The organism is Chitinivibrionia bacterium, assembly GCA_009779925.1.
Classification (GTDB): Bacteria; Fibrobacterota; Chitinivibrionia; order Chitinivibrionales; family Chitinivibrionaceae; genus WRFX01.
The window spans coordinates 29,303-55,237 of the sequence record WRAZ01000010.1; the positions used below are offsets into that span (position 1 = coordinate 29,303).

The window sequence follows — 25,935 nt, forward strand, 5'->3', positions numbered from 1 at the left end:
GGAATTAAATGAAAAAGAAAAAAAAGAACTTATATTCGGGTATGGCGGCGATTATTATTGTTGTCGCCGTGGTCGCAGGCGGATTTTTTGACACGGTTGTCGCTAAATCGAGAAATGTATCTGCGAACGAGCCGTTTTATGAGTGGATCAGCGTGTTCGAAAGAGTTATGCAAAGAGTGCGTTTCGGGTATGTCGAAGAGATAAATGACTCCCTCCTTATGCGGCGGGCGATTGACGGAGCGCTTGGCGTTCTTGACCCGCATACTACGTTTTTTGACCAAAGGGACTACGAAAATCTGCGCCTTCACACAGAAGGAAGATACGGCGGGCTCGGAATGCTTATTTCAATCCGCAACAACGTTTTGACCATAATGAGCCCTTATGAAGGAACGCCTGCCGAGAGAGCGGGGCTTCGTTCTGGCGACAGGATTTTGCGAATTGACGGAACATCGACGCGCGGAATGGGTTCTGACAGAGCGGCTTCTCTTATGCGAGGAACTCCGGGAACAAACGTTACTCTCACAATTCAGCGCGAGGGACAGGAGCAAAACGAGATTACAATTACGCGCGAAATTATAAACATTCGCTCTGTGCCTTTTGCAGGGCTTCTAAATGACAGCGTAGGCTACATTCGCCTTAATTCATTCTCGCAGACAGCGGCAACCGAGGTCGCGCGAAATATTGATTCTTTGCGCGCGCTCGGAATGCGTTCGTTAATCTTTGACTTGCGCTCAAATCCGGGCGGACTTCTTAATCAGGCGGGCGAAATTTCGGAGCTTTTCCTCGAGAGGGGAAGATTGGTAGTTTTCACACAAGGGCGCGCGGGCGTAAGAGAACAGCAGTTCTTTACGCGCAGAGACCCGCACGTGCCGCTCGATATGCCGCTTGTAATTTTAGTTAACCGCGGCTCGGCTTCGGCTTCAGAAATTGTTGCGGGCGCAGTTCAGGATTGGGACAGAGGACTTATTTTAGGCGATACCACTTTTGGAAAAGGCTCAGTCCAGAGCGTTTTTCCGATTGACGAAATCCGACACATGAAAATGACTACCGCTTTCTATTACACGCCGTCGGGCAGATGTATAAATCGCCCTGAAAACAATAGACGAAACACAGGCGAAGAGGAAGAAGAATACGACGACCCTTCGATGAACGAAGCTGATAAATTGCTTGACGAAGAAGCGAGAGCAACTGCGGCGGTCGCCAAAGAAGAGGCAAAAGATACTGCGCAAGAGGTTTTCTTTACCCATAACGGACGCAGAGTATTTGGCGGCGGCGGAATAATTCCCGACACTATTGTGCGAGCAACACCTCTTCCTTATATAGTACAGCGAATTTTTGCGAACGATATGTTCTTCAGATTTGCTAATTTTTACTATCCTGTTTTGGAGAACAACAACACTCCCGTCGATACTAATTTCGTAATAACGCCCGCAATTATCACGAGTTTTTTCAATTTCCTCGATTCTATGCAACAAGATTACGGCACTTTAGCCGACAGAAAATATCGTGATTTCAAGGCTTATTTGGGACTTGTGCAAGACACAACTATAGACAGCGCCTCTCTTGCTCAGCACAGAATTACATTCAGCGGTGCGGATTCAGTAAGATTGGTTGCAATAATCGCCGAACTTGATAAAATGATGGAAACAAACAGGAACGCACGATTGAAAGCAGAAACGAAGATAATTTCTCGCCACTTGCGAAATGCGTTTTTGGTGCGAGCTTTCGGACAGGATAACAGCTTTGTTCAACGGCAACGCCTTACACACGACGAACAATTAGAAGCGGCGCTCAGAATTTTGAGCGACCGAAATAAATATAACGCGCTTTTGGGAATTGAGAACACGAGAGACCAAAGAAGGTCAAGGCGCTAAGAAACGGACATTGCAACTAAAAACAAAAGATAAAAGGAGTTTGAATTTATGCTTACTTGGATGAGAAAATGGACGCCGATAATAATGATAGTGGCGCTTGTCGGATTTATGCTGACCATATTTCTTGAATGGGGTATGGGACTTGAAAATGTTCCCGGACGAAGAGGACAAACCGTCGGAAAAATCGGCAGAGATTACGTAGGGATACGTGAATTTTCGCAAATTTTAGAGAGAGAAAGGCACGCGCGCCGTATGCAAGGGCAACGAATGGACGACGAAGGACAACTTCCGATGCAGGTTTGGGAGTCTTTCGTAAATGAGACTATTACGAGCCTTATTGTGCAAAGATTAGGATTAACCGCGACCGACGAAGAAGTTTATCTTTATTTGCTGAATAACCCTCTGCCCGAATTTGCACAGAGCGAATTTTTTCAGACAAACGGACGTTTCGATATGGAAACGTATTTGGCATTCATAAATAATCCTGCAAGTTGGGATAACCCCGCAATGGTACAGATTGAACAATACGTGCGAAATGTTCTTGTTCCGATAAGCAAGTTAAACGCCATTATCGAAAGTGCAAACAACCCGTCGTTTTCGGAATTAGAATACGAATACAGAGCGCAGAGAGAGCGTGTCAGCTTTGAATTTTTGCACTTACATCCTTTCGCGATTGATTTGTCTGCGGACGCGTTGAATGACAATGCGCTTCTTGCGCATTACAATGCCAACATTGCTGACTTTGCCACTGAAGAAGTAGTCATATTGAACTTTGTAAGATTTCCCAAAACTCCGACATCGAGAGACGAAGAAATGATTAGACGAGAACTCAGAGATATAAGAGCGAGCATTTTGGCGCAATACGCAACTTTTGCAGACGAAGCGGCAGCAGAAAGCGATGATGTCGGTAGTGCTAGAAACGGCGGGGAGCTCGGTTGGTTCGGCAGAGGCAGAATGGTAGGCGAATTTGAAAACGTCGCATTTTCGACCCCTGAGGGCGATATTTCGCAACCGTTCAGAACGCAATTCGGTTATCATATTGTAATGGTGGACAGCATCAGAAGAGAAGACGGACAAATTACTGAAGTAAAAGCAAGACATATTCTAAAAAATATTATGGCTGGCGCAGAAACACTTGACAGCATAGAAGCGCTTGCTTCAAGCCTGCTTAATTCAGCGGAAAGCGGCGAGAATTTTGCAGACGCGGCAATGCGACTTTCACTTGCACTCGGCACAACACTTCCGTTCGGCAGAGGCGAAACGCCGTCGGGCATAGGTAATCTTTCGGGTTTGGGTCATTTTGTTTTTGACAGAGACACAAGAGCAGGCGATGTCGGCGAGTTGTTTGAAACAGAAGACGCGTTTTTTGTAGTGCAATTACAAGCAAGAATACCCGCAGGAACGATGCCGTTTGAACACGTAAGAGCAAGAATAAGGGATATTGTGTCGGATTCGCTTCGCGTACAAAACTCAAGAAGCTACCTTGCAGAAGTCGCAGGCAGAATAGGCGAAATGTCATTTGAAGAATTCGCCGAAACAAACGACATACTCACCGCAGGCTCGGCGCAATCAATAACAAGAAGGCAGTTTGTCCCAAGCGTGGGCAGAGATAACAGAACACTTGCCGCGGCATTCAGACTACCGATAAATACAATTTCTTCACCAATAATTTGCGATAACGGTGCGTTTATAATAAGAGTAAGCGAGCGCGATGCAGTAAGAGCAATGCCTGCCGACGCTCCCGAAATCGCCGTAATCCGCAATCAACTGCGAAGCGAGGCGGCAAGAATTGCGTATCAACAATGGTTTGAAGCAATGAAAAGACAAATCGGCGTCATAGAAAACGTGCGAGAGTTTTATTATTAATTCAGAGTTTAGTTTTATTTAGGGTGCGAAAGCACCCTTTATTTTTTCATTCCCTGACCGTCCCGTATCCCCAAGATTGAATTCCGCCGAAATCATAAACGTTGGTATAACCAATAGAAATTAGTGTGTTAGCGGCGGTGCGGCTTCTGCCTCCGCTACGGCAATATACCAAAATCAGAGCATTTTTGTCGGGAATAACTATTGACGCATTTTCTTTTATTTCGTTCACAGGAAAATTGACGGAATTTTTTATACGACTTTGTCTGAATTCCTGTTCTGTGCGAACGTCCAATATTATGACATTTGCGCTGTCGGTCATAATTCGCTTAGCCTCAGATGCTGATATTCTACGCTCGACAACTGTTTCGTTTTGCCCTGAAGCACGACTTGTACCGTGTCCGAATAAGACGACAAGACCAAGCAAGATTATCGCTATGGTTATTACTCTGTTGTTCAACAGTGAGTAGTTATTTGCTTTCATTCATACTCCTTAATGTTTAGTTTTATATATTACAAATACATAAAATAATATATTGACGCGAACAAAATAGTATTTTAGTGGCATTTGAAACATAAAAAGGAGTAAAAATGAGAGAACTTACAGATAAACTCGAAAAACAACAAACCCTTTCCGCTGACGAATTTGAAAAAATTTTGCTTTGCAACGAAGAATATCTTTTTGAACGCGCAAGAGAAGCAACAAAAAAAATATTCGGCAATAAAATTTACATTCGCGGATTGATTGAATTTACAAATTACTGCAAATGCAACTGTTTTTACTGTGGATTGCGCGTAAAAAATAAAAACATTGAAAGGTATCGGCTTTCAAAAGCAGAAATACTCGAATGCTGTGAAAAAGGATACGCACTCGGATTTCGCACTTTCGTCTTACAAGGTGGAGAAGACCCGCATTTTACGGACGAAATACTTGTTGATATTGTCTGCGCAATAAGAGCGAAATATTCGGATTGCGCCATAACTTTATCTACGGGCGAGCGCAGTTTCGATAGCTTCAAAGCCCTATACGACGCAGGAGCGAACAGATATTTACTGCGCCACGAAACAGCAAACAGCGAACATTACGAATTACTGCATCCTGAAAATATGTCTGCCGAATATCGAAAAAAATGCCTGTTTGAACTTAAAAAAATCGGTTATCAGGTAGGTTGCGGCTTTATGGTCGGTTCTCCCGGACAAACATTGCAAAATATTGTTGAAGATTTGATGTTTATTAAAGATTTAAGCCCCCAAATGGTTGGAGTTGGTCCGTTTCTTGCACATCACGACACTCCGTTCAAAAACGAAAAATCGGGAGATTTGCGCTTAACGCTGAACATTTTAGCGATTTTACGTCTTATGCAACCCAATTTGCTTTTACCTGCAACAACAGCATTGGCAACACTTGACAGTCGCGGCAGGGAACTCGGAATAATGGCTGGCGCAAATATCGTTATGCCAAACCTATCCCCTCTTGACGTTCGCAAAAAATACCTGCCTTACGACAACAAAATCGCCACAAATACCGAAGCCGCCGAAAGCGTCGCCGCAATGCACGAACAAGTAAAAAAGATTGGCTACGAGATAATTACAGCGAGAGGTGATTGGAGAGAATTCGCTTAAAGCAAGCCCTCTAACAAAATTTTAAGCCCGAGCGCGATAAGAACTGCACCGCCGAAGATTTCCGCTTTCGACCTGAATTTTGTTCCGAAAATATTTCCGACTTTTACTCCTATCATTGATATAACGAATGTTGTTAAACCGATTATTGCGACTGCGGTGAAAATGTTTATTGTAAAGAAAGCAAAGGTTATCCCGACCGCCATTGCATCTATGCTTGTAGCAACAGCCAAAACCAGCATATTGGCAAACAAAAAATTGTTTTTACTACAACACTCTTCTTTTGCAAATCCCTCTTTTATCATTTTGGCGCCGATAACTCCAAGAAGTGCGAATGCTATCCAGTGGTCGAAACTCTGTATTTTTTCAGCAAAAAGAGTACCTGCAAAATATCCGATTATAGGCATAATCGCCTGAAATAAGCCAAAATATATTCCTGCAAGCAAAAACTCTTTTATTTTCGGTTTTTTTACCGACAAACCCAAGCAAATCGACACCGCAAAAGCATCCATCGATAAGCCGATAGCGATTAAAATAATTTCGGAATAGCTCACATTAACTCTCTGCGCACCGCTTTATCGATTTCTAATATCTGCTCCACGCTTTCGCTCGTTTGCCTATTGTGTCTGTTCAAGGATTTTTCTACAATCTCGGCAATTTGGGTAAATTTTATTTCGTTGCGCAGAAATTTTGCTACCGCGACCTCGTTTGCCGCGTTCAAAACACAAGGAAGCGTGCCGCCCGCTTTGCCTGCTTCAAAACACATTCTCAGGCAGGGAAATTTGTCTAAATCTGGCTCAAAAAACGTTAAATTTCCGATTTTTGCCAAATTCAGGCGCGGAGTTGGACTCATAAAAAGGCGTTTTGGATAGGTAAGCGCGTATTGAATTGGCAATTCCATATCGGGATAGCCGCATTGAGCAAGAACTGCGCCGTCCGTAAAAGTAGCAAGCGAGTGAATTATCGACTGAGGATGAACGACGACATCGATTTTGTCGTAGCCGATTTTATACAGATGATACGCCTCTATCACCTCAAAGCCTTTGTTCATAAGCGTTGCGGAGTCGATTGTTATTTTTGCGCCCATCGCCCAAGTCGGATGTTTCAGCGCTTTTTCGGGAGTGATTTTTTCAAATTCGGATAGTGGTAATTCTCTGAAAGGTCCGCCGCTTGCCGTTATTGTTATGCTCTCAAGCTCCTTGCGGTTTTCGCCGTGAATACACTGCAAAATAGCCGAATGTTCGCTGTCAATCGGAACAATACTGCCGCCGTATTTCGCGAGCAAATTATCGATTACCTCTCCCCCGACTACCAAGCTTTCTTTGTTGGCAAGGGCGACTTTTTTGCCGCGAGTGAGCGCCGCCGCAGTCGGAGCAAAGCCCGCACAACCAACGATTGCGTTAAGTAAAACGTCGTATTCGGCGTTTTTTACCATTTCCACAAGACCGTCTGCGCCGTCGAAAAACTTTACTTTGTTAAAATCGTTTTTCGGGAAATTTTTTGCGGCGTTTTCGCTTGTTATTGCGGCACATTTTACGGTATTAAAGGTCTTTAGGCACTCGCTCCCCAATTCCGCCCTGCTGTTAAAGGAAATCCCAACAAGCTCGAACTCGTCGGGGTATCGTTTTACGCAGTTTATTGCGGATTGTCCGATAGAGCCGCTGGCTCCGAGAAGTAGTATTTTTTGCATAGTTCTCGCTTTTTGTTAATGTTTCTTTAGTAAAATACTATCTGCCGCAACCTTCAAGCAATTTATCCACCGCTTCACGTACTTCATCGCAAATTTCTCTTGCTTTCGTTTCGGCAATCCCATTTTTCTTTGCAACTCCCAAAATATCAATTAAACTTGGCTCTTTTCCTTTGCCGTTTACCGTTGTCATACGTTCGCCGTTTATTCCGTTGCTGAGCGTTAAATCATAAGCAGGCGCCACTCGCCATTTTGAATTTTTGTAAAGAAATGAGAAATTTTTTGCGTGGTCGTCAAGATTTTTTGCCACAACGTTAAAACACATCAATCGAAACATTTTTTCTACTTCACCGAAGTTCCTTGTAAGTTCCAAAGTTGCCGAAAGCAAGTCGTTGTAGTCGAGCGTCGGGTATCTGTGGCTTGCCTCCATCAGTCCGCCTGCCGAAAGCATTTGAATTTTTTGTCCGTTTTCTCTGTCAAAACGCTTTGTGCCGAAATATTTACCTTCAAAAAGACGGCAGTCGCTCATTTCGATTTTTGCCGCTTTTGCCGCAATGGAATACTGATATTCCAGCTCGCCGATGTCTTGCGGGTCGTATGAAGAACGAAATTTGATTATCCAGTCCTCGTCGTCGATTTTCACAAGCACTTTCGGACGCGCTCCGCCCGAACTTCCGCCTTTTTTTACAAGCGTTTCCAGTTGTTCCGATTCGTAATTGTCGTTTGCTAAAATTTTTTCACATTCTTTCGCCAAATCGTCAAGAGGGGCAGATAAATCTTCATCTCCAAAACCCTCCGACGGCTCGTATTCCAAAGCGCCGGCGCCATTTTTTCCGACAATTGCCAAACGGTCGAGAATGCTTATGCCTGATGGCTGCAAACCCTGTTTTTTCAGCATTCTGTCAATAAGTAAACGCCCCCAGCCATCTGGCAAGCTATCTTCAAAAACGCCAAAATTTCCCCTGAACGGCTCTCTGTCTGCAATAAACACTTTTTTGACAAGCGGAAGCGAAAACGGTGAAATCGAGAAACCGCTTGCAAGCCATTCGTCGCTGTATTCAAAGGCGCAACAATAATTTTTAGTCATTGCGAGCCGCCCGACATTTTTGCCGAAACAATTTACCAAAATTACCTTATTGTTCATTTATCACCTCGTCAAGCGAAAGGTATGTCTTTTTTGCGAAAACTTCGTCAAAATCCTTTTCGCAAGAAAGAACAATGGCAATTTTCAAAAGCGAATCAAGCGATATTTCTCCGCTTCTCTCAAATCTTCTTATTGACCCAAGAGACACGCGCGAGATTTCAGCCAGTTTTTGCTGTGATATATTTTGTTCCTTGCGCCTTGCTTTAACGCGATTCGCCATTTTGGTTTTTATTGTTAATATATTAACGATTTCCTCCTTTTTTGGGGCTTTTGTGTTAATATATTATCTGCGCATTGTTTTTGTCAAGGGGATAGTATAATTCTCCCGTATCATATTTTGCTTAATAATACCAAGGCTGGAAAATAAAATTTAGGTTCAAGATAAGTTAATAATATTAATGTAATATAGAAACAAATGATTTGCTTGTTTTTGGTGAAAGCGAATTTTTTTATTAGAAAAAAGCATTTTTTTGCCGCTTTTTGTCGCACTGATAGTACGCAATAATATATTTTTGTATATAAGGTCATTGAAAAACTGCAAATTACAAGATTTTTAGGGGGTGGATTATGTCTTGCAAAACAGAAAACAAAATACCTGCAATCACTTCGTGTTTGGCTTCTAAAATTTCGCCTGTAGAAAATCCGCCGTTGTTTATTGTTGTTGGAAGCGATGACAATACCGACCCTGTTGCGATTTCGTGGATACAAAGCGTTATGGACGGCGGAACAAACGCAGACGGAAGCAAACGCTATATGTCTTTTTATGTAAACACAGGACAAAAAGTTGCAATGTGGTCGGAAAAACCTGACTTGTCAGCCGCCGCATCAGCCGCATATAAAGCAGGACACGAAGTTAGCAATCACACCGAAGACCACCTTTATTGCCTTACTTACGACAGAAAAACAAAGGAAGATGTCAATACCATCACAAAAACAATAGAAAACGCGCAAAATGCACTTGTTGCGGCAGGAATTCCCGCAAAGCATCATTTTGGATTTCGCACGCCGTATTTGACATATTCGGACAACACTTTTGTCGCAATGAAAAACGTAATGCTAAAAAACGGCGCAGAATTTTTATACGACTGCTCAATAAACGCAATGGACGACAAAGACGGCAATAATTTTCCATACACCTTAGACGGTCCAGCCGATAAAAACGGAAACGTAGCGCCCGACAACAACGAAGATTTTAACGAATGGGGAAAAGACAATCCCGTCCGCGAGCACAAAGGAATTTGGGAGTTGCCCGCACACAAAGTCTATATAGACCCGCAAGATTACGCTTTTGTCGAAGAAGTCTTTAAGCGCAAAGAATTAGATTACGATTGGAAACATATAACAGGGCTCGATTACAATTTGTGGAACGAAGCCGAGTTAAACGCCGAACAAACCACCCGCGCATATATGAACACTCTGAGAAAATGCTTGTCGGGCAACCGTGCGCCTCTGACCTTAGGCGTTCATTCGCAGTTTTATTACGAAGAACGCGGCGATTTATATCCAAACATTACCGATCCCGCCGAAAAACGTCGCTCTTTTATTGATTTTGTGGAGCAGGCAAGCAAAATCGACGGCGTGTTTTTTGTGTCGGGCGATATGGTAATTCGCTGGATGCTTAACCCTGTTTCAGCCGATAAATTTAAACCCGAAAACTATCGCCGAACTTGATTTTACAAGAAAATTCAATATATTTGCAAAATTCACTGCAAACCTTATTCGCATAATGTATTTTCCCCCTGCTTTTTTTGTTAAATTTAAAACATTCTCATTGAAAGGGTAGCTTGGCTTATGTCTGCACAAATCTTTGAGCAATACGAATCGACGGTCAGGTCGTATTGTCGCAGTTTTACCGATGTTTTCACAAAGGGCAAAAATGCTTTTTTGTATGGAGAATCGGGCAAGGAATATATTGACTTCTTCGCGGGAGCGGGTGCATTAAACTACGGACATTCCAATCCGTCTATAAAACAAAAGGTTATAGACTATATCGCCGATGACAATATTTCGCACGCTTTGGATATGCACACTGTCGCAAAAGCGGAATTTTTGCAAAAATTTCAGGAAAAAATATTAAAACCGAGAAAAATGGATTATAAAGTAATGTTCCCCGGACCAACAGGAACAAACGCAAACGAAGCGGCGCTGAAACTTGCCCGCAAAGTAAAAAGACGGACGAACATTTTTGCGTTTATGGGAGCGTTTCACGGACAAACTTTGGGCGCGCTTTCGGCAACGAGCGACGCTACTATGCGCGCAGGTGCAAGCATTCCTCTTTACGGAACTACTTTTATGCCTTTCCCGTCCGAAACGGGTTATTTGAGCAAAATAAACTCTATCGAATATATGGACGGCATTTTGAGCGAAGACCATTCGGGGATAGATAAACCCGCGGCAATCATTCTCGAAGCGGTTCAAGGCGAGGGCGGCTTAAATGTTGCGCCTGTTCAATGGCTCAAAGATTTGGAAGTCCTTTGTAAAAAACACGACATTTTGCTTATTTTGGATGAAGTCCAGACGGGTTGCGGAAGAACGGGAACATTCTTCGCCTTTGAAAGAGCGGGAATTTCCCCCGATATTATTACGATGTCAAAGTCAATCGGCGGCTACGGGTTTCCTATGGCGCTTACGCTTATTAAGTCGGAGTGCGACATATTCAAACCGGGTGAGCATAACGGTACATTCCGCGGAAACCAAGTTGCATTTGTTGCGGCGGCGGCGGCTATTGATTATCGCGAAAGTTTCGATTTTGACGGAGAAACCAACAAAAAGGCAAAAATTGTCGAAGATTTCATAAAAACAGAAATTTTACCGATGAAAACAGGACTTCGCCACAAAGGTATCGGCTTAATTCAAGGTGTTTGCTTTGAAAACGTAGAATGCGACATCAATGCGGCAACAGGAGCTATTGTTAAAGAATGCTTTGCGAACGGGCTTGTTTTGGAGCGCGCAGGAAAATGCGACTGCGTTGTAAAAGTAATGCCGCCGCTCACCATAGAAGAAGAAGTTTTGCGCAAAGGAATGGAAATTCTGAAAGCGGCTTGTCAAAAGATAATTGCAAAAATTTGATTTAATGTAGGGGCGTATTGCATACGCCCTGTTTTTCACGATAACGGTTATTGGGCGTATGCAATACGCCCCTACAGAAAATTCCCTATTTCACTAAATACTGAACACCTGCATACTTGCTCAATCCCAAAGCGTTATGAAGCGAAAATGCGGCGTATGAACGGGTTTGTTTTACATTAAAAACAAGCCCGATTTTTATTATAAAGGGTTTCGGCACAAAAGAAACGCCCATATTTACATATTCGTGAAGAATAAGCGAATACGCCAATTCCGCAGAAGTTCGACGGGTGAAGTCGTCGTATCGAAAAACCGCCGCCTGACTTCCAAAACGGTTTTCTTTCAGGCGAATTATTGCTTTTATTTCTTGGATTATCGGGTTATACGTTTCGTCGCCTATATTTTGAACCGAATACGCCACAGTTCCCATAATTATTCGATTGCCCACTCCACCGGCGATTTCGCCGCCTGCTCCGTAAATTGCCTCGCCCTCGCTTCGATAAACCAAATAGTCTCCGATAAGTCCCAAGTGCAAAATTCGTATAAAAGACCTGCCAAAACTCGCACGAAGATTAGTTTCCGAATATAATTCAAAGGCGTTCAGAGAAGTCATTGAAAACGAAAATCTATTTTCACCGCTTCTTAAAAGTGCTCCGCAGAAAAAATTTGTTATCTGCTCTCCCCTGTCAAAAACTGGAGTGTCATAATACGAAACTCCACCCATTTCTAAAACTAATCTTTGCCGCTCGGTGTTGTATATAGCGTTAATCATCGGCGAATTTCCGCCTGCGCCCGTTCCGCCATCAATAACAGACAGTCCCGGATTTTCGGGAAGACGTGCGAAAACGCTCGCAATACCCAAAAACGTGATTGCAACAAAGGTTTTAATTAGTTTCATCTGATTTTTTTAATACAAGAAAGCGAGTGCGATTATCCGCCTCATCGGTAATGTTTTTAACGCAAAATTTGTAATTTCTCGAATACTCTTCAAAAAGATGACTTGGAACAACTGCGGCGCTTTCCAAACTCAAATCTTCGTTCAGTTTTTTAAAAGAGTCTATATTACTATCAGTATGAATGATTTTATTTGATGAGTATTCGCTCAAAAATTTAAGACATTGATTTTGTGCTTCTTCTTTAACAAAAATTTTTTTGATTTGCGAGGGTTCCGCTTTAGAAAAGAATGAAAGTTTTACGGGCAAAACCAAGTCGTCAATAATACTGACTTTAAAATTTTTTAATGCAACTTGGGTTTCTTTCACAATGCCTTGTGTTTTTGTGCTGTTTTCGGCAGGAACTACGCCGAGGTCGCAATTTTGCGCCGACAATTCTTCAAAAACATTTGTTATTGTCTGCACATACACAATTTGTGCCTGCAAGTTTGGATGTTTCTCCAAATATTTTTGCGCGGCTTTGTCCGAAAATGTTCTTTCGGGACCCAAAGTTGCTATTTTTATCATTTTTTATCACCTGTTTTTTGCGCTAAATAATGCATTGCGGCAACATACCCAAAGAAGCCCAAGCCCGAAATTACACCTTCGCTTGCCCCAGCTGTAAAAGAATGACGACGAAATTCTTCGCGCTTGTAAATATTTGAAATATGCACCTCAATAAACGGAAGGCTGACCGACGAAATTGCGTCAAAAAGCGCAACAGAAGTGTGTGTATATGCGCCCGGATTAAAAATTACGCCGTCAAAATTTTCGCCCGACCATTTTTGAATAATATTTATAAGTTCGCCCTCAACATTACTTTGCGCAAATTCGAGTGTTATGTTTTTGCCTTGCGCTTCTGTTAAGAGTTGGTTTTTAAGGTCGTCAAGCGTTAATTTACCGTAAATTTGCGGCTCTCTTTTACCCAAAAAATTAAGATTAGGTCCGTTCAAAATTCCGATTTTCATAGATTTCCTCCGTCTAAAATATCCTCAAAAATATCGGTCAGTATTTCGAGTGCGTTTGCTCTGTGCGAAATCTCATTTTTAATCCCCGAAGACAGTTCTGCAAATGATTTATCGTATCCGTCGGGAATAAACACGGGGTCGTAGCCAAAACCGCCCGAACCGCTTTGGGCAAAAGCGATTTTGCCTTTACATTTTCCGATTGCCGCAAACGATTTGTCGCTGACGGGTGAAACCAAAACCATAGCGCAGGTAAAATGCGCTTTTCGTTGTTTTTCATCACGAAATTCCTGCATTTCGCTAAGCAATTTTTCTATGTTTCTTTTATCACTTCTCGGCTCACCCGCATATATTGCCGATATAACACCGGGGGCTCCTTTGAGCGCTTCGACAACCAATCCCGAATCGTCTGCCAAAACCCAATTTCCGTCAAATCTTTCGGCGAGCCAAGTTGCCTTTGCAAGCGCATTGCCCGTAAAAGTTCTCTCATTTTCGGGGATTTCCGGAATTTCGTCAAAAATATCTTTCAACGATAAAATCTCGATTTGATTGTTAATTTTTCTGAGAATTTCGCCTATCTCTTTAACTTTACCCGCATTAGACGTCGCAACTAAGATTTTCATTTTTTTTTCTTCTCCTTTTTCCGATACAAAAATACTATCTGCCATCTAAAAAAAACACAAAAAACAAAAGAGAAGTATTTTACTTGCATAAGATATTGAAAAAATAGTATTTTAATTAAAAGAAAGGTGGATTTATGATATTAGACAAAGGGAAATGCAAAGTAATAGCGGGCGAATATTTTATCAATATCAGCCTTGCTGTCTTTGTGGGTGGCGTTATAGGTGGAGCGTTCGGACAAAAATTTGATTTAACGAGTGTGTCTGTTGGTTTGATTTTGTCGTTAATAATTTTTGTATTTGGTCTTTTAATGAAAGGTGGTAAATAATGGAATTAATGGTAATGGGTGGCGGTATGGCTGTTGCGGCTATGGTTTTCTTTTTCATATTTAAAGACACTAAAATAATGCCGAGTGCAGTATAATAACGGGCGAGGAAACTCGCCTTTTTCTTATTATGCCAAAACAAAAAAGAGAGCCGATTTCTCGGCTCTCTTTAATTATAAGCAAAATTCAAGAAAGAATTAGAAGTTTGCTGTAAAGCCAAGTCCCAAACGAGCGGCTCTGAGACCTGTGCGTTTATTATCATCTATGTCGTCAGAAGAAGACGGCAAAAGGTTTGGAGAAGGGAATGCGTTGTCATATTGCACTCTATACCTGTCTCTTCTGAACGCCATTGCAAATTGCGGTCCAAAAGCAAAATTGTCGCTTAATCTAAAATTCCAATCCAACGCCAAATCATTAAACGCAGAAGATGTTATACTTTTTGTCGTATGACTTCCGCTGGCACCGGGCACGTTTGATTCAATATATTCTTTATCTGTAAATCTTGCAACACCAAAGCTGTATGAAAATGCAATTTCATTTATTCCGAATGTCATCGTCGGAGCAGCTCGCAAAAGAAAACCAAAACCCGTAAGTCTTTCGTTTTCGCTATTTGTGCCAACACCGGGAATATTAGTTTCACTTTCATCGTAATGAAGGCGAATATGTCCAAGCGCCGCGCCTACTTCAAGGTTAAAGGCATCGCTTAATTCAATACCCAAATCTGCTCCGTATGTAAACAACACAGGCGTTCTGAATACCTCTTCTTCGTCTATGTTTTCAAAACTATACGAAAGAGCATCAAAAGAACGAAGAGTTATAATCGGACTAAGTGTAAGAGCCCCTAAACCGATGTCTGCACCAAAAATAAAACGGAAATCAACATCAGTTGGAGCAAGCGCCGCAAAATTAAGCGTAAAATCAGGAGAAAGCTCTACATCCATTTTTAAGCCAACCTGAGAAGCATTGGTGATTGCATTCCAGTTCTGATAACTTGTCCAAAGCCCTCCTGCACTATTGTTAAGCGGAGCGTGTACCCTTTGCTCAACTCCTGCAACAAAATCAAGGGCGGTGTTGCCTTTAATCTCAAGAAGTCCGCCGTAAAAAGAAAACATTGAATTAGGTCTCAAAGTAATGAATGCATTCGGAACTCTTGGGATAGACCAGCCTCTAAACCAGTCGTCCTGCCCCGTCGTAACTTCGCTTCCCCGCCAAAGTCCACTCAATCTGTTCATATTATTGCCTGCGTATCCTGCAGGATTACTGAAACGAAAATCCAACGAAACTCTTTCGTTGAAATCAAGTCCAAGGCGAACGTTCCAATTATACATAATGTCAAACCAATCTTCGACGTTATCTACTCTTACTGTATCTATTACCGGGCGACCATCTCTGTCGAGCACAGGAGAACCGTCCGGGTTCCTGCGTTGCTCTTCACGATGGCGATAATTATTCGCAAATTCAAATCCGGGATTGAGATAAAGATCGCCGGAAACTCTGACGCCAATATTGCGATTACGATTGCGCTCTCTTGTTGTTGTCGGAGAAGTCGCCGCAGGCGCTGTCCAAGTCGGCTGAGCCGCCGCAGGTGGGGGGGGGGTAGTAAACCACTCGTCTGCGTCATTTTGTGCAAATACCATAGCAGACGCCGCCGCTACAACTAAAAATACTTTTGAAAACTTCATAAAAAAACTCCTTTTGAAAATTATTTTCTTCTAACTTTTTTTCTATGTTTACTTATCGCTCAACGCAACAACACCGGGAAGTTCTTTGCCTTCCAAGAATTCCAAACTTGCGCCGCCGCCTGTCGATACGTGCGAAACTTTGTCTTCCAAGCCCGCTTTTTCGATAGCCGAAACCGAATCTCCGCCGCCGATAACCGTAATTGCGCCGTTTGCTGTCGCTTCAGCAAGCGCTTGCGCTACCGCGAATGTTCCTTTTGCGGTCGCCGCGATTTCAAATACGCCCATAGGACCGTTCCAAAGAACTGTTTTTGCGCCTTTTACGATGTCAACAAATTTCGCCATTGATTTGGGACCAATGTCGCAACCTTCTTCGTTTGCGGGCATTTTGTCGTAATCGTAAATATGCTCGTCGGCAATTGTTCTGCCGTCAAAGTCAAGTTTTGTCGTGCAAAGGCTGTCTATCGGAAGAACGATTTTGTCGCCCGCTTTTGCAAGAAGTTCTTTTGCCAAATCAACTTTGTCGTTTTCGCAAAGAGAATTTCCGATTTCGTAGCCTTGCGCTTTAAGGAACGTGTAAGCCATTCCGCCGCCGATAATAAGTTTATCAACTTTCGGAAGAAGCGCGTTTACAACATCGATTTTACCGGAAATTTTTGCACCGCCGATAATCGCTACAAAAGGACGAACGGGGTTTGCAACCGCATCACCCAAGAATTCCAATTCTTTTTTGAGCAAATATCCGCTTGCTCTTTTAAGATTTACGCCGACCATAGAAGAATGCGCGCGGTGAGCAGTTCCGAATGCGTCGTTAATGAATACGTCGCCGTGTTTCGACAATGACGCGCAAAACGCCGCGATTTGGTCTTTGGTAGCTTCGGTTTTTGTGCCGTCGTCGTTTTTCACTTTTCCTTCTTCTTCTATATGGAAACGCAGGTTTTCGAGCAAAATTACATCGCCAGCTTTTGCCACCGCGGTTGCCGCTTCAGCTTCTGCGCCAACGCAGTCATTTACAAATTTTACGGGTTTGCCCAAAAGTTCTTCCAAGCGTTTTGCTACGGGAGCAAGAGTGTATTTTGCGTTTACCTGTCCGTTTGGTCTTCCCAAATGGCTCATTAAGATAACTGATGCGCCTTTATCGAGCGCGTATTTAATTGTGGGTAAAGCCGCTTTAATTCTTTTGTCCGATTCCACAACGCCGTTTTTTACGGGAACGTTAAAATCCACGCGTATCAACGCTCTTTTTCCGACCAAATCAAGGTCTTCAATAAACAATTTTGCCATTTTGTATCCCTTCCTTTTTGTTAAAATCAGTTAAATTTGTCGTGAAAATAATATTTTCCCACACACGATTTCAATTTTTTCGCTATTTTTGTAAATATTTCCTCAAAACTATGCAAAAAAGATTAACAATTACACTTTACCGCATCCTGTTTCATAAGCGGCGGCTGTCCTGTTAGTTCCAAAACCGCCCGCCAAATTGTAGAATTCGGAGGCAATGTATTACGACTTTTTACCGCCATTTCTATAGGAACGTGCACATAATAATTATGAACAATCCCCAAAAGTATTCCCGTTTTACCCGCCATTGCCGCGTGAACGGCGTTTGCCGCAAGCAACGAGCAGTGAATGGAATCGTTTGCATTAGCAGGTTGGCTTCGTATCATATACGACGGGTCTATGTATTTCATATTCAAATCGGTTTCCTTATCGGCAAAATACTTCATAATTTTATCGCGCAAAAAAGTTCCGATGTCGTCTAATTTTTTATTGCCCGACGCGTCAAGTTGCTCCTCTTTTCCTTCGCTGGATTTTTTAAGAAGGTCTTGCCCCGCGCCCTCAGCTACAACAACAACCGCATATCCGTATTTGGGGTCAAGCACTTTTTTGCGAAGAGATTCCAAAAATCCGTTTTTACCTTCCAATTCAAAAGGAACTTCGGGAACAAGCACAAACGCCACGTTTTTTGCCGCTATAGCCGTGTGCGCCGCAATAAATCCCGATTCGCGCCCCATAAGTTTTACAAGCCCTACCCCGTTTGGCGCGCTTCTTGCTTCGGTGGTCGCCGACAACACTGCTTTTGCCGCTTCTTCAACCGCCGTTTCAAATCCGAATGACTTGCGCACATAACTTAAATCGTTATCTATGGTTTTGGGAATTCCCACTACCGAAATTTTCAGACCGCGGCGTTTTGCTTCTTCATAAATTCTCAGCGCGCCCTTTTGCGTTCCGTCGCCGCCTATCGTAAAGAGCATATTTATTCCCTTATCCTCCAAACGATTAACAATGTCTTTCGTCCTGTCGCCGTAGCCGCGAGATGAACCTAAAATAGTTCCGCCCTCACGGTGAATATAACGCACCACGTCTCTGCTGAGAGAAACAATCGGATAATTAAATTCGCGCAAAAAACCCTTGTAGCCGTTGCTTATGCCGATAATTTCATCAACTCCGTATCTTCTGAGAGTATATGTAATATCACGAATAACGTTGTTTAGACCGGGGCATAATCCACCGCAAGTAACTATGGCGGCTTTTACCTTATGAGGCTCAAAGTAAATTTTTTCCCGAGGTCCCGCCGCCTCAATAAAAATAGGTTTGTATTTCTCGTCTTTCGTTTTCAGCGCTTCTTCCAAATACTTTTTATCCGTATGCCCGTTGAGAATTATAGACTCGCTGTCATCTACAAAATTCGGCAAGTAATTTCCTCTGGTTTCAGTCGATGTCAATTCTATCGGCGAATCGACGTTTCGTTCTCCAAGCATTTCCACAATAAAGTCATCCGTACAAACTTCTCCGTAATCAAAAACCATAAGTTTTACTCCTTTATTTTTTTGTCTGTTTTTTTCTCTAAAAACCGCTTCGATAATTTATAGGCGAGAAACCCGAGACCTGCGCCGAAAATGAAGCCGAAAAGTATATCGAGCGGATAATGAACACCTACATAAATACGCGTAAAGCCGATAAACAATGCAAAAGGCACAAAAATCCACCACAGTTTCGGCGCCCAAAGCGTCCAAACCGTTGCCACCGCGGCGTTTGTCATTGCGTGATTACTCGGAAACGACACAAAAGCGTTGCTCGGTCGTCCAAAGTTGACATTCGGAAACAAAATATGTACGCCGTCCACAAAATAAAGAGCATTGTTCGGACGAGGACGTTCAAAAAATTCTTTAAGCACTCTCGCCCCGAGCAAATCGGCAAGCCCCAAAATTATGGAGGCGACAACAACTCTTTTTAACGCCAATATTTTATCTTTTGCCATCGCAATATAAATCGCCGAAAGCGAAAAGTAGAATATCGTAAGATTCGTAGCCGAAGTTATATGCGGAATCACGAAGTCAAAAAACGGATTTGAAAAGAAAGTATTAAAAAAAAGAAATAACTGATAATCTATACTTGTTAACATAATCACCTCTAACATAAATTATTTTTCTGTCGTAAAACAACAAAAAAAGGATTATTTTATGATAAAATACTTTATTTGCGCATTGATTGCGGTATTTTTCGTATCTTGCGGACAAAATACAAGTTTTTCGCAAGAAAGCAGAGACCAATACACCCTCGAACAACTCGACAGCATCGGGCGCGCGTTTGTGCCGAACATCGGAAATCGCGGCGGAACAATCAATCTGATTTTGGCAAGCGACCCCGACGGATTTGCACCCGCGCTTACAAGTTCGGGATATTCTATGGAAGTTTTGGGCTTTATTTTTGAGGGACTTGTAAGACGGAGCCCCATAACTATGGAATTTGAGCCGAATATTGCAGAAAGCTGGGAAATGTCCCCCGACGGCTTAGTGTGGACGTTTAATTTACGCAACGACGTTTATTTTTCGGACGGCGTACAACTGACATCGGCAGACGTTCTCTTCACTTTTAACGATATAGTCTATAACGACCGCCTTAATTCGCCGCTAAATCACAATTTTCGCGTGGACGGCGAAAAAATAGACGTCAGCGCACCCGACAGTTTCACGGTTGTCTTCAATTTGCCAAAACCCTTTGCGCCGTTTTTAACGGTTGTCGGAATGTCGATTATGCCCAAACACCTTTACGCAGAACACGCCGCAAACGCTACAATGGAAGCCTTTCTTTCGAGCGGCACAAATCCGAAAAATGTCGTCGGGACGGGAGCTTTTATGTTGTCTCGCGTAGAACTGGGACAACAAATAATTCTGGAGCGAAATCCGTATTACCGTAAAAGAGACGCCGAGGGCAACCAACTCCCCTACCTCGACTTTGTGCGTTTTGCAATAATCCGCGAGCCGAATATGCAAACAATGATGTTTCAAAACGGACGAATTGACCACTATATGCTGAGCGGCGAACATTTTCCGCTTCTTAAGCCAAGGGAGCGCGAAGGAAACTTCAGAATATTCCGCGTAGGACCGCGTCTTTTCAACAGATTTTTTGTATTTAACCAAAACAACCAAATTAACGAAGAAACAGGGCAGCCGTTCCTCGACCCGATAAAACAGCGTTGGTTTCGCGATAAAACTTTCCGCCAAGCCGCCGCATACGCCATAAATTACGACGAAATTATCAACATCGTTTTTAACGGCTTGGCTCATCCGCCCGCGGGAGTTTGGGGAAATCACAAAGGCAAATTCTCCGACCCCGACCTCGAACAATTTCACTACAATCCACAAAGAGCCGACTCGCTACTTAATTCAATCGGATTTTTGCGAGGCGCCGACGGTTTCCGTACCGACGACGCGGGCAATCGCGTAGAATTTACCATTACTACAAGCGCTGGGGTAGAGCGAATTTCACGAATGTTCGGCATAGTTCGCAAAGACTTGGAAAACTTGGGCTTTCGCGTTCACTTGGATTTTGTAGAGTTCAACACTATGATTTCGCGTGTATTCAACACTTTCAACTGGGACGTAGTCGCATTTTCGATGGGCGGGATATCAGACCCGCATTTTGCACGCTCGTCAATAATGCATAATTCGCAAAGATACATAATAAATCCGCAACGCCAAGACAAAAACGGCAACAAAATCGCGAAAATCGACCGAGATTACGAACTGCGAATTGCCGAAATCTTTAATTTGGCAGTCCAAGAAATGGACGAGGAAAAACGCGCGCAGTTGTATTTTGAATGGCAAAGAATAGACCGTAAACACAGCCATTTTGTATATTTGCCAATCGACGAAGTCATCTTAGGCGTAAACAATCGCCTCGGCAACATTCACCTAACGGCACATTTAGCAACAATGGAGTCGCTCATTCACAATATTGAGTATATTTATATAAGATAATTGTAGGGGCGGGTTTGAAACCCGCCCAAATCACCGCCCGCCTGTGTTTAATCTCGTGTTTGATACAGTAAGGGTGGGTTTGAAACCCGCCCCTACACAAAAAAGGACGGAAGCATTATTTCCGTCCTTTTTATTCTTGTTCCAAAGTTTCTTTTACTTTTTTGCCGCTTGTTTCTCGTTAATATAATCAAGAACATTTTGCACGGTTTTGAGCGTGTTAATATCGCGGTCGTTCACTTTAATGTCAAATTCAGTTTCGATTTCGTTTACTATTCCTGCAACGTCAAACGAATCAAGTTTCAAATCCGAAAGCAATGCCATTTCGGGCTCAACTACAATGGACTTGTCGCCTTTTGCCTCGCGGACAATTTCCTGAAATTTTTCTAACATAAAATTCACTCCTTTTATTTTTTGTAATTTCTTTTAATTTTCTTCGTCGTCGTTTTTGGAAACTCCTCGTCGCGCACCAAAGTTTTCCCGATGTTCTTTTGCGGCGGCTGTTTTCTGTTGTACTCAACGATGTCCCTTGCAAATTTTTTCGCGTAATCGACGTCCTGCGTTCCCGTTTGCTCAATGTATTCGGGATTGAAATACGCTTCTGCTACAATCACTTTTTCCTCGTCATCTTGGAAAACGACAACTTCCATAATGTATGGCATTTCGGTCATAATTTCCTGTTCCATACCTTCGGGAGAAACGTTTTCTCCGTTGCTCAAAATTATGAGATTTTTCTTACGTCCGCCGATGTAAAGGAAGTTATCCTCGTCTTTATATCCCACGTCTCCCGTTCTGAACCACTTGCCGTCGGGATGTTCAAAGAACGCTTCTTTGGTTGCCTCTGCGTTGTTGTAGTAGCCCATCATAACGTTGTCGCCTTTAACGCAAATTTCGCCCATTCCTTTTTCGTCCGGTTCAAATATTTTAATGTTTATGCCGGGAAGAATGAAGCCGATACTTCCTTTTTTCTGCCAGAAATTTCTGTTTACCGAAACAACGGGCGAGCATTCGGTAATTCCGTAGCCGTTTATAGTATTTACGCCCAATTCACGGAAGCCCTGAATGTATCTTTCGTCAATAGGAGCGCCGCCTGTTACAATCAAAGTCAAATTTCCGCCGAATGCCGAGTGTACCGCCTTAAACAACGTTCTTCTAAGGTCAATGCCGAATTTAAGCAGGAAGTTGCTGATTTTTATCATTTTTCGGAGCAATTTTGCCTTGCCCGATTTTTCTGCGCTTGCCCAGACACGAGCATAAAATTTTTCCACAAAAAGCGGCACCAGAAGAATGCTGTCGGGCTTAAATTTACCCATATCAGCCAATACGTTCGGAAGCGATTTGTTTATACATATATCACATCCGTAATATAACGGACACAATACGCAAGCCATAAACGCAAAGGAATGATTAAGCGGCAAAACCATAAGCACTCTTCCGTAAACTTCGGCGGCAAGTACAACTTGATTTACATTGGAAGCAAGGTTTTTATGCGTTAGCATAACGCCTTTGGAATTTCCAGTAGTTCCCGAAGTATAAATTATCGCCGCCAATTTTTCGGAGTCAATTTTATATTCCAAAAATTCTTTTGCAGACGGAGCGTTTTGCGCAACAAGCTCTTTTCCGCTTTCTATCATTTTAACAATGTCTGTGTGCAGATTAAGTTTTAATTTAAGTTTATCGCTTTTGATTTTTTCGGCAATGTCGGCAAAATCATTGGAATAAACAAGAACGCCCGCCTCGCTGTCTTTTACTAATACCTCCAGCTGTTCAGCAGAAAGATTTTTATCAAGCGGCACCATAGCGCTTCCGCCGTTTGCACCCGCAAAATACGACAATACCCACAAATACGAAGATTCGCCAAGCAGGACAATTCTTTCATTTTTTATGTTTTTTTCGTAAAACGCCGCTCCCAGCGCATCTATTTCCTGCTTAAAGCGGGTGTATGAAATATTGACTTCCTTATCGTTGTCGTCTTCAAAAGAAAAAGCGTTTTTTTCACCCCACTTTTTACTTGCATAATCCATAAGGTCTTTTAAGTCCCTAACCATCTCTCTATTGTAAAGAGGGTACGGCTTACTCGTAGTTTTCAGCATTCCCTTAATCATTTAACAAATTCTCCCCAAAATAAAAGTTAAAAAAGACATATAAAACTGCCATAAAATACGTTATTTCCGCGCCATAAACGGAAAAAAAGTGAAAACGAGCATAATCCTATGTTATCCGCCGAGCCAAAATTTTGCTTCACTCACGCTCTCTCCGCCTCTTTCTGCGTAGTCTTTCAGCTGGTCTTCACCAATTTTTCCAACCGCAAAATACTTTGCTTTGGGATTAGTAATATAAAACCCGCAGACCGACGAAAGCGGCGACATCATATAATTTTCGCTTAAAGTTATACCTATACTTTTAAAATCGAGAATTTTGTCTATATCTTTCATAATTCGTATATCCGGAAGCGATGGAAAACCTGCCGCCGCACGTATTCCGTGTCTCCCGTCAAGGTATTTTTTGTGATAATATTCCGACAACGCCTCCACAAGCCGCTGTGCCGAAGACGCATACAAAAGCGACAAATACATATCGTCGGCTTCGGCAAACTCTTGAGATTTTTTGTCAAATTCCGCGCCTACCGTTATCGCAAAAACGCCTATTTTATCGCCTTTTTCAATAAAATCCGATAAACAATAATACGGTTGCCCCTGTGGTTTTTTAGTTTGTTGTCGAAGCAAGCGCAATAAAACGGGCTCTTTGGCGCAAATAATTATATCGTCGCCTTGCGCTTCCACATCAAAAAACTCAATTTTTGCCTCGCCGAAGTAAAAGTTTTCATTTTGCAGTTTTTTTATTAAATCCAAGGCATCTGCGCGCAGTTTTTTTGCCTCGTCGCAATCAGTATCTCTGATTTTCCAGAAACGAAAAAATTCGTTCCAATCAATATATTCTATTACTTCTTGAGTTATTTTGTTTTGCATTAACTTTTCACTCCCTAAAAAAAACAGGGGCGAAACTATAAAATTTCGCCCCTGCTATTATAAAAACACGCCCCGCGAAGCGTCAAATCGCCCGCACGGCAAGTGTGTTATCTTCCGTAAACCGCCAATTCGCCCAATTCTTCTTCGATTCTGAGAAGTTGGTTGTATTTTGCAGTTCTGTCGGCGCGGCTGAGCGAGCCTGTTTTGATTTGTCCGCTGTTTGTTGCAACCGCGATGTCTGCGATTGTGCTGTCTTCGGTTTCGCCGCTTCTGTGTGAAGTAACAGAAGTGTAGCCTGCTCTGTGCGCCATTTCGATAGCGTCAAGAGTTTCGGTAAGCGTTCCGATTTGGTTTACTTTAATAAGGATTGAGTTTGCGCAACCCATATCGATACCTTTTTTGAGGTATTCAACGTTTGTTACAAACAAGTCGTCGCCTACGATTTGGATTTTCTTACCGATTTTGTCTGTCAAAAGTTTCCAACCGTCCCAGTCGCTTTCGCCCATACCGTCTTCGATTGAGTCAATCGGATAGTCTTCCGCGAGTTTTGCCAAGAAATCTACTTGCTGTGCAGAAGTAAGTTTTTTGCCGTTGGGTCCTTCAAACTTTGTGTAATCGTAAATTCCGTCTTTGTAGAATTCGCTTGCCGCGCAGTCCAAAGCTATAGAAACATCGCCGCCGTCCGCTTTTTTGCCTGCTTTGTAGCCTGCGTTTTTAATAGCGGTAAGGATTGTGTTAAGCGCGTCTTCGGTGCCGCCTGCCAAGTTAGGAGCAAAACCGCCCTCGTCGCCTACTGCTGTCGAAAGTTTTCTGTCGTGAAGAACTTTTTTAAGGCTGTGGAAAACTTCCGCGCCCATTCTCAAGCCCTCTTTGAACGACTTTGCGCCAACAGGTCTAATCATAAATTCTTGGAACGCGATAGGAGCGTCCGAGTGCGAGCCGCCGTTGATGATGTTCATCATAGGAACGGGAAGCGTGAATGTGTTTGTTCCGCCGATATATCTGTAAAGAGGAATATCAAGCTCTTCCGCCGCCGCTCTTGCTACTGCGAGCGATACGCCCAAAATTGCGTTCGCGCCGAGTTTGCTTTTTGTTTTTGTTCCGTCAAGTTCAAGCATTCTTTTGTCGATGCCTCTTTGGTCAAGAGCGCAAAGACCGATAAGCTCGGGAGCGATAACTTCGTTTACGTTTTCGACTGCTTTAAGAACGCCTTTACCCAAGTAGCGCGATTTGTCGCCGTCTCTGAGTTCGAGCGCTTCGTTTTCGCCCGTTGACGCGCCGCTCGGCACTGCCGCTCTTCCGCGAACGCCGCTTTCAAGTGTTACATCAACTTCAATGGTGGGATTTCCGCGGGAATCCAAAATTTCTCTTGCGAAAATGTCTTCAATATAAGCCATAAAAAACCTCCGACTAAATTGTAAATTAAATAAAATCGTTGCAAAAATACGTTATTCCATCAAGACATTTCGGAATTTCGCTGAAATTTAACAAATTTTGTCTTGATTGGCGTTTTTATCCCCTAATTATTTTTTTCCAGTTGTCGTTCAATGCGCTTGATTAAATCCGAATCCTTAGAGAGAGAAAGCGAGAGAGAAGACTTGGATATATAGTCCGCCGCACCAAAATTATGTCCTTTCATAGAACTTTCAATTCCGTCTTCCGAAGTTAAGAAGATTACTGGAATATTCTTGAAACTCGGGTCTTTTTTCAGACATTCAATTCCGTCAAAACCACTTATTTCGGGCATATTTACGTCCAAAATAATTAAATCGGGTCTGATATTTTGCATAAACTTGAACATTTTGTCAAAACACGGGAACGGATATACTTCGTAATAAGCGTCCAATCGGCTTTTCAACGAAACCAAATTGCTTGGCATATCGTCAACATAAAAGATTTTTTTGCGGGTGTTTGCACTCATAAGTTTTA

25 protein-coding genes are annotated in these 25,935 nt (G+C 42.7%); 7 read left to right on the forward strand and 18 right to left on the reverse strand.

The window, feature by feature from the left end:
* The first annotated feature begins 8 nt into the window (after positions 1–8).
* Both FWE23_04825 and FWE23_04830 read left to right on the forward strand, forming a co-directional pair.
* The gene (locus FWE23_04825; protein MCL2844760.1) at positions 9–1,874 is read left to right on the forward strand and encodes a S41 family peptidase; all 1,866 of its coding nucleotides are present in this window, start codon (positions 9–11) and stop codon (positions 1,872–1,874) included.
* A 48-nt stretch (positions 1,875–1,922) separates the two neighbouring features.
* Entirely contained in the window at positions 1,923–3,740 is a 1,818-nt protein-coding gene (locus FWE23_04830; GenBank protein MCL2844761.1) for a peptidylprolyl isomerase, read from the forward strand.
* Positions 3,741–3,786: 46 nt separating this feature from the next.
* Here the strand turns inward: FWE23_04830 and FWE23_04835 are convergent, their stop codons facing one another.
* Positions 3,787–4,221 carry a rhodanese-like domain-containing protein gene (locus FWE23_04835; GenBank protein MCL2844762.1) on the reverse strand — a complete coding sequence of 145 codons (435 nt, stop codon included), beginning with the start codon at positions 4,219–4,221 and terminating at the stop codon, positions 3,787–3,789.
* 107 nt (positions 4,222–4,328) lie between these two features.
* Between FWE23_04835 and hydE the strand changes: the two genes are divergently transcribed.
* Positions 4,329–5,360 (forward strand): [FeFe] hydrogenase H-cluster radical SAM maturase HydE, encoded by a 1,032-nt coding sequence (gene hydE / locus FWE23_04840; protein ID MCL2844763.1) that lies wholly within the window; start codon positions 4,329–4,331, stop codon positions 5,358–5,360.
* On the opposite strand, the gene FWE23_04845 is transcribed toward hydE, so the two are convergent.
* From FWE23_04845 to FWE23_04860, 4 genes are read right to left on the reverse strand one after another with little or no spacing between them, the layout of a single operon-like run.
* Positions 5,357–5,911, reverse strand: a complete 555-nt coding sequence (locus FWE23_04845) for a manganese efflux pump MntP family protein (protein MCL2844764.1) — start codon at positions 5,909–5,911, stop codon at positions 5,357–5,359. The two genes, hydE and FWE23_04845, sit on opposite strands and share 4 nt — an antisense overlap.
* Entirely contained in the window at positions 5,908–7,047 is a 1,140-nt protein-coding gene (gene dxr, locus FWE23_04850) for a 1-deoxy-D-xylulose-5-phosphate reductoisomerase (protein ID MCL2844765.1), read from the reverse strand. The genes FWE23_04845 and dxr overlap by 4 nt, the downstream gene beginning before the upstream one ends.
* 37 nt (positions 7,048–7,084) lie before the next feature.
* A complete protein-coding gene (locus tag FWE23_04855; GenBank protein MCL2844766.1) occupies positions 7,085–8,188 on the reverse strand; it encodes a type II toxin-antitoxin system HipA family toxin in 1,104 nt (367 codons plus the stop codon).
* Positions 8,178–8,408 carry a helix-turn-helix transcriptional regulator gene (locus FWE23_04860; GenBank protein ID MCL2844767.1) on the reverse strand — a complete coding sequence of 77 codons (231 nt, stop codon included), beginning with the start codon at positions 8,406–8,408 and terminating at the stop codon, positions 8,178–8,180. The genes FWE23_04855 and FWE23_04860 overlap by 11 nt, the downstream gene beginning before the upstream one ends.
* Positions 8,409–8,755: 347 nt before the next feature.
* On the opposite strand from FWE23_04860, the gene FWE23_04865 reads away from it, so the two are divergent.
* Positions 8,756–9,859, forward strand: a complete 1,104-nt coding sequence (locus tag FWE23_04865; GenBank protein MCL2844768.1) for a polysaccharide deacetylase family protein — start codon at positions 8,756–8,758, stop codon at positions 9,857–9,859.
* Between the two features lie 120 nt (positions 9,860–9,979).
* Entirely contained in the window at positions 9,980–11,257 is a 1,278-nt protein-coding gene (ectB, locus tag FWE23_04870) for a diaminobutyrate--2-oxoglutarate transaminase (protein MCL2844769.1), read from the forward strand.
* A gap of 85 nt (positions 11,258–11,342) precedes the next feature.
* Here the strand turns inward: ectB and FWE23_04875 are convergent, their stop codons facing one another.
* From FWE23_04875 to rdgB, 4 genes are read right to left on the reverse strand one after another with little or no spacing between them, the layout of a single operon-like run.
* On the reverse strand, positions 11,343–12,152 hold the full coding sequence (locus FWE23_04875; protein MCL2844770.1) for a hypothetical protein: 810 nt from the start codon (positions 12,150–12,152) through the stop codon (positions 11,343–11,345).
* Positions 12,139–12,714, reverse strand: a complete 576-nt coding sequence (locus tag FWE23_04880; GenBank protein MCL2844771.1) for a hypothetical protein — start codon at positions 12,712–12,714, stop codon at positions 12,139–12,141. Before FWE23_04880 ends, FWE23_04875 begins: the two co-directional genes overlap by 14 nt.
* Positions 12,711–13,154: a type II 3-dehydroquinate dehydratase gene (gene aroQ / locus FWE23_04885; protein ID MCL2844772.1), complete on the reverse strand. Its 444-nt coding sequence runs from the start codon at positions 13,152–13,154 to the stop codon at positions 12,711–12,713. The genes FWE23_04880 and aroQ overlap by 4 nt, the downstream gene beginning before the upstream one ends.
* Entirely contained in the window at positions 13,151–13,774 is a 624-nt protein-coding gene (rdgB, locus tag FWE23_04890) for an RdgB/HAM1 family non-canonical purine NTP pyrophosphatase (protein ID MCL2844773.1), read from the reverse strand. Before rdgB ends, aroQ begins: the two co-directional genes overlap by 4 nt.
* A 134-nt stretch (positions 13,775–13,908) precedes the next feature.
* Between rdgB and FWE23_04895 the strand changes: the two genes are divergently transcribed.
* On the forward strand, positions 13,909–14,100 hold the full coding sequence (locus FWE23_04895) for a hypothetical protein (GenBank protein ID MCL2844774.1): 192 nt from the start codon (positions 13,909–13,911) through the stop codon (positions 14,098–14,100).
* Positions 14,101–14,294: 194 nt separating this feature from the next.
* Here the strand turns inward: FWE23_04895 and FWE23_04900 are convergent, their stop codons facing one another.
* The 4 genes from FWE23_04900 to FWE23_04915 form a co-directional block, all read right to left on the reverse strand.
* Positions 14,295–15,779, reverse strand: coding sequence for a hypothetical protein (locus FWE23_04900; GenBank protein ID MCL2844775.1), 1,485 nt, complete (start codon positions 15,777–15,779; stop codon positions 14,295–14,297).
* 48 nt (positions 15,780–15,827) lie between these two features.
* The gene (locus FWE23_04905) at positions 15,828–17,060 is read right to left on the reverse strand and encodes a phosphoglycerate kinase (protein MCL2844776.1); all 1,233 of its coding nucleotides are present in this window, start codon (positions 17,058–17,060) and stop codon (positions 15,828–15,830) included.
* Between the two features lie 122 nt (positions 17,061–17,182).
* On the reverse strand, positions 17,183–18,586 hold the full coding sequence (locus FWE23_04910) for an ATP-dependent 6-phosphofructokinase (protein ID MCL2844777.1): 1,404 nt from the start codon (positions 18,584–18,586) through the stop codon (positions 17,183–17,185).
* A gap of 5 nt (positions 18,587–18,591) precedes the next feature.
* Complete coding sequence (locus tag FWE23_04915; GenBank protein MCL2844778.1) at positions 18,592–19,182, reverse strand: phosphatase PAP2 family protein; 591 nt, start codon at positions 19,180–19,182, stop codon at positions 18,592–18,594.
* Positions 19,183–19,240: 58 nt separating this feature from the next.
* Here FWE23_04915 and FWE23_04920 point away from each other — a divergent pair, with 58 nt between their 5' ends.
* The gene (locus FWE23_04920) at positions 19,241–21,040 is read left to right on the forward strand and encodes an ABC transporter substrate-binding protein (GenBank protein MCL2844779.1); all 1,800 of its coding nucleotides are present in this window, start codon (positions 19,241–19,243) and stop codon (positions 21,038–21,040) included.
* 153 nt (positions 21,041–21,193) lie between these two features.
* Here the strand turns inward: FWE23_04920 and FWE23_04925 are convergent, their stop codons facing one another.
* From FWE23_04925 to FWE23_04945, 5 genes are all read right to left on the reverse strand, one after another.
* The gene (locus tag FWE23_04925; protein ID MCL2844780.1) at positions 21,194–21,430 is read right to left on the reverse strand and encodes a phosphopantetheine-binding protein; all 237 of its coding nucleotides are present in this window, start codon (positions 21,428–21,430) and stop codon (positions 21,194–21,196) included.
* Between the two features lie 14 nt (positions 21,431–21,444).
* On the reverse strand, positions 21,445–23,142 hold the full coding sequence (locus FWE23_04930; GenBank protein MCL2844781.1) for an AMP-binding protein: 1,698 nt from the start codon (positions 23,140–23,142) through the stop codon (positions 21,445–21,447).
* A gap of 111 nt (positions 23,143–23,253) precedes the next feature.
* Positions 23,254–24,006, reverse strand: a complete 753-nt coding sequence (locus FWE23_04935) for a hypothetical protein (GenBank protein ID MCL2844782.1) — start codon at positions 24,004–24,006, stop codon at positions 23,254–23,256.
* Positions 24,007–24,113: 107 nt separating this feature from the next.
* Positions 24,114–25,403, reverse strand: coding sequence for a phosphopyruvate hydratase (gene eno / locus FWE23_04940; protein ID MCL2844783.1), 1,290 nt, complete (start codon positions 25,401–25,403; stop codon positions 24,114–24,116).
* A gap of 122 nt (positions 25,404–25,525) precedes the next feature.
* Complete coding sequence (locus FWE23_04945) at positions 25,526–25,927, reverse strand: response regulator (protein MCL2844784.1); 402 nt, start codon at positions 25,925–25,927, stop codon at positions 25,526–25,528.
* Positions 25,928–25,935 lie beyond the last annotated feature (8 nt).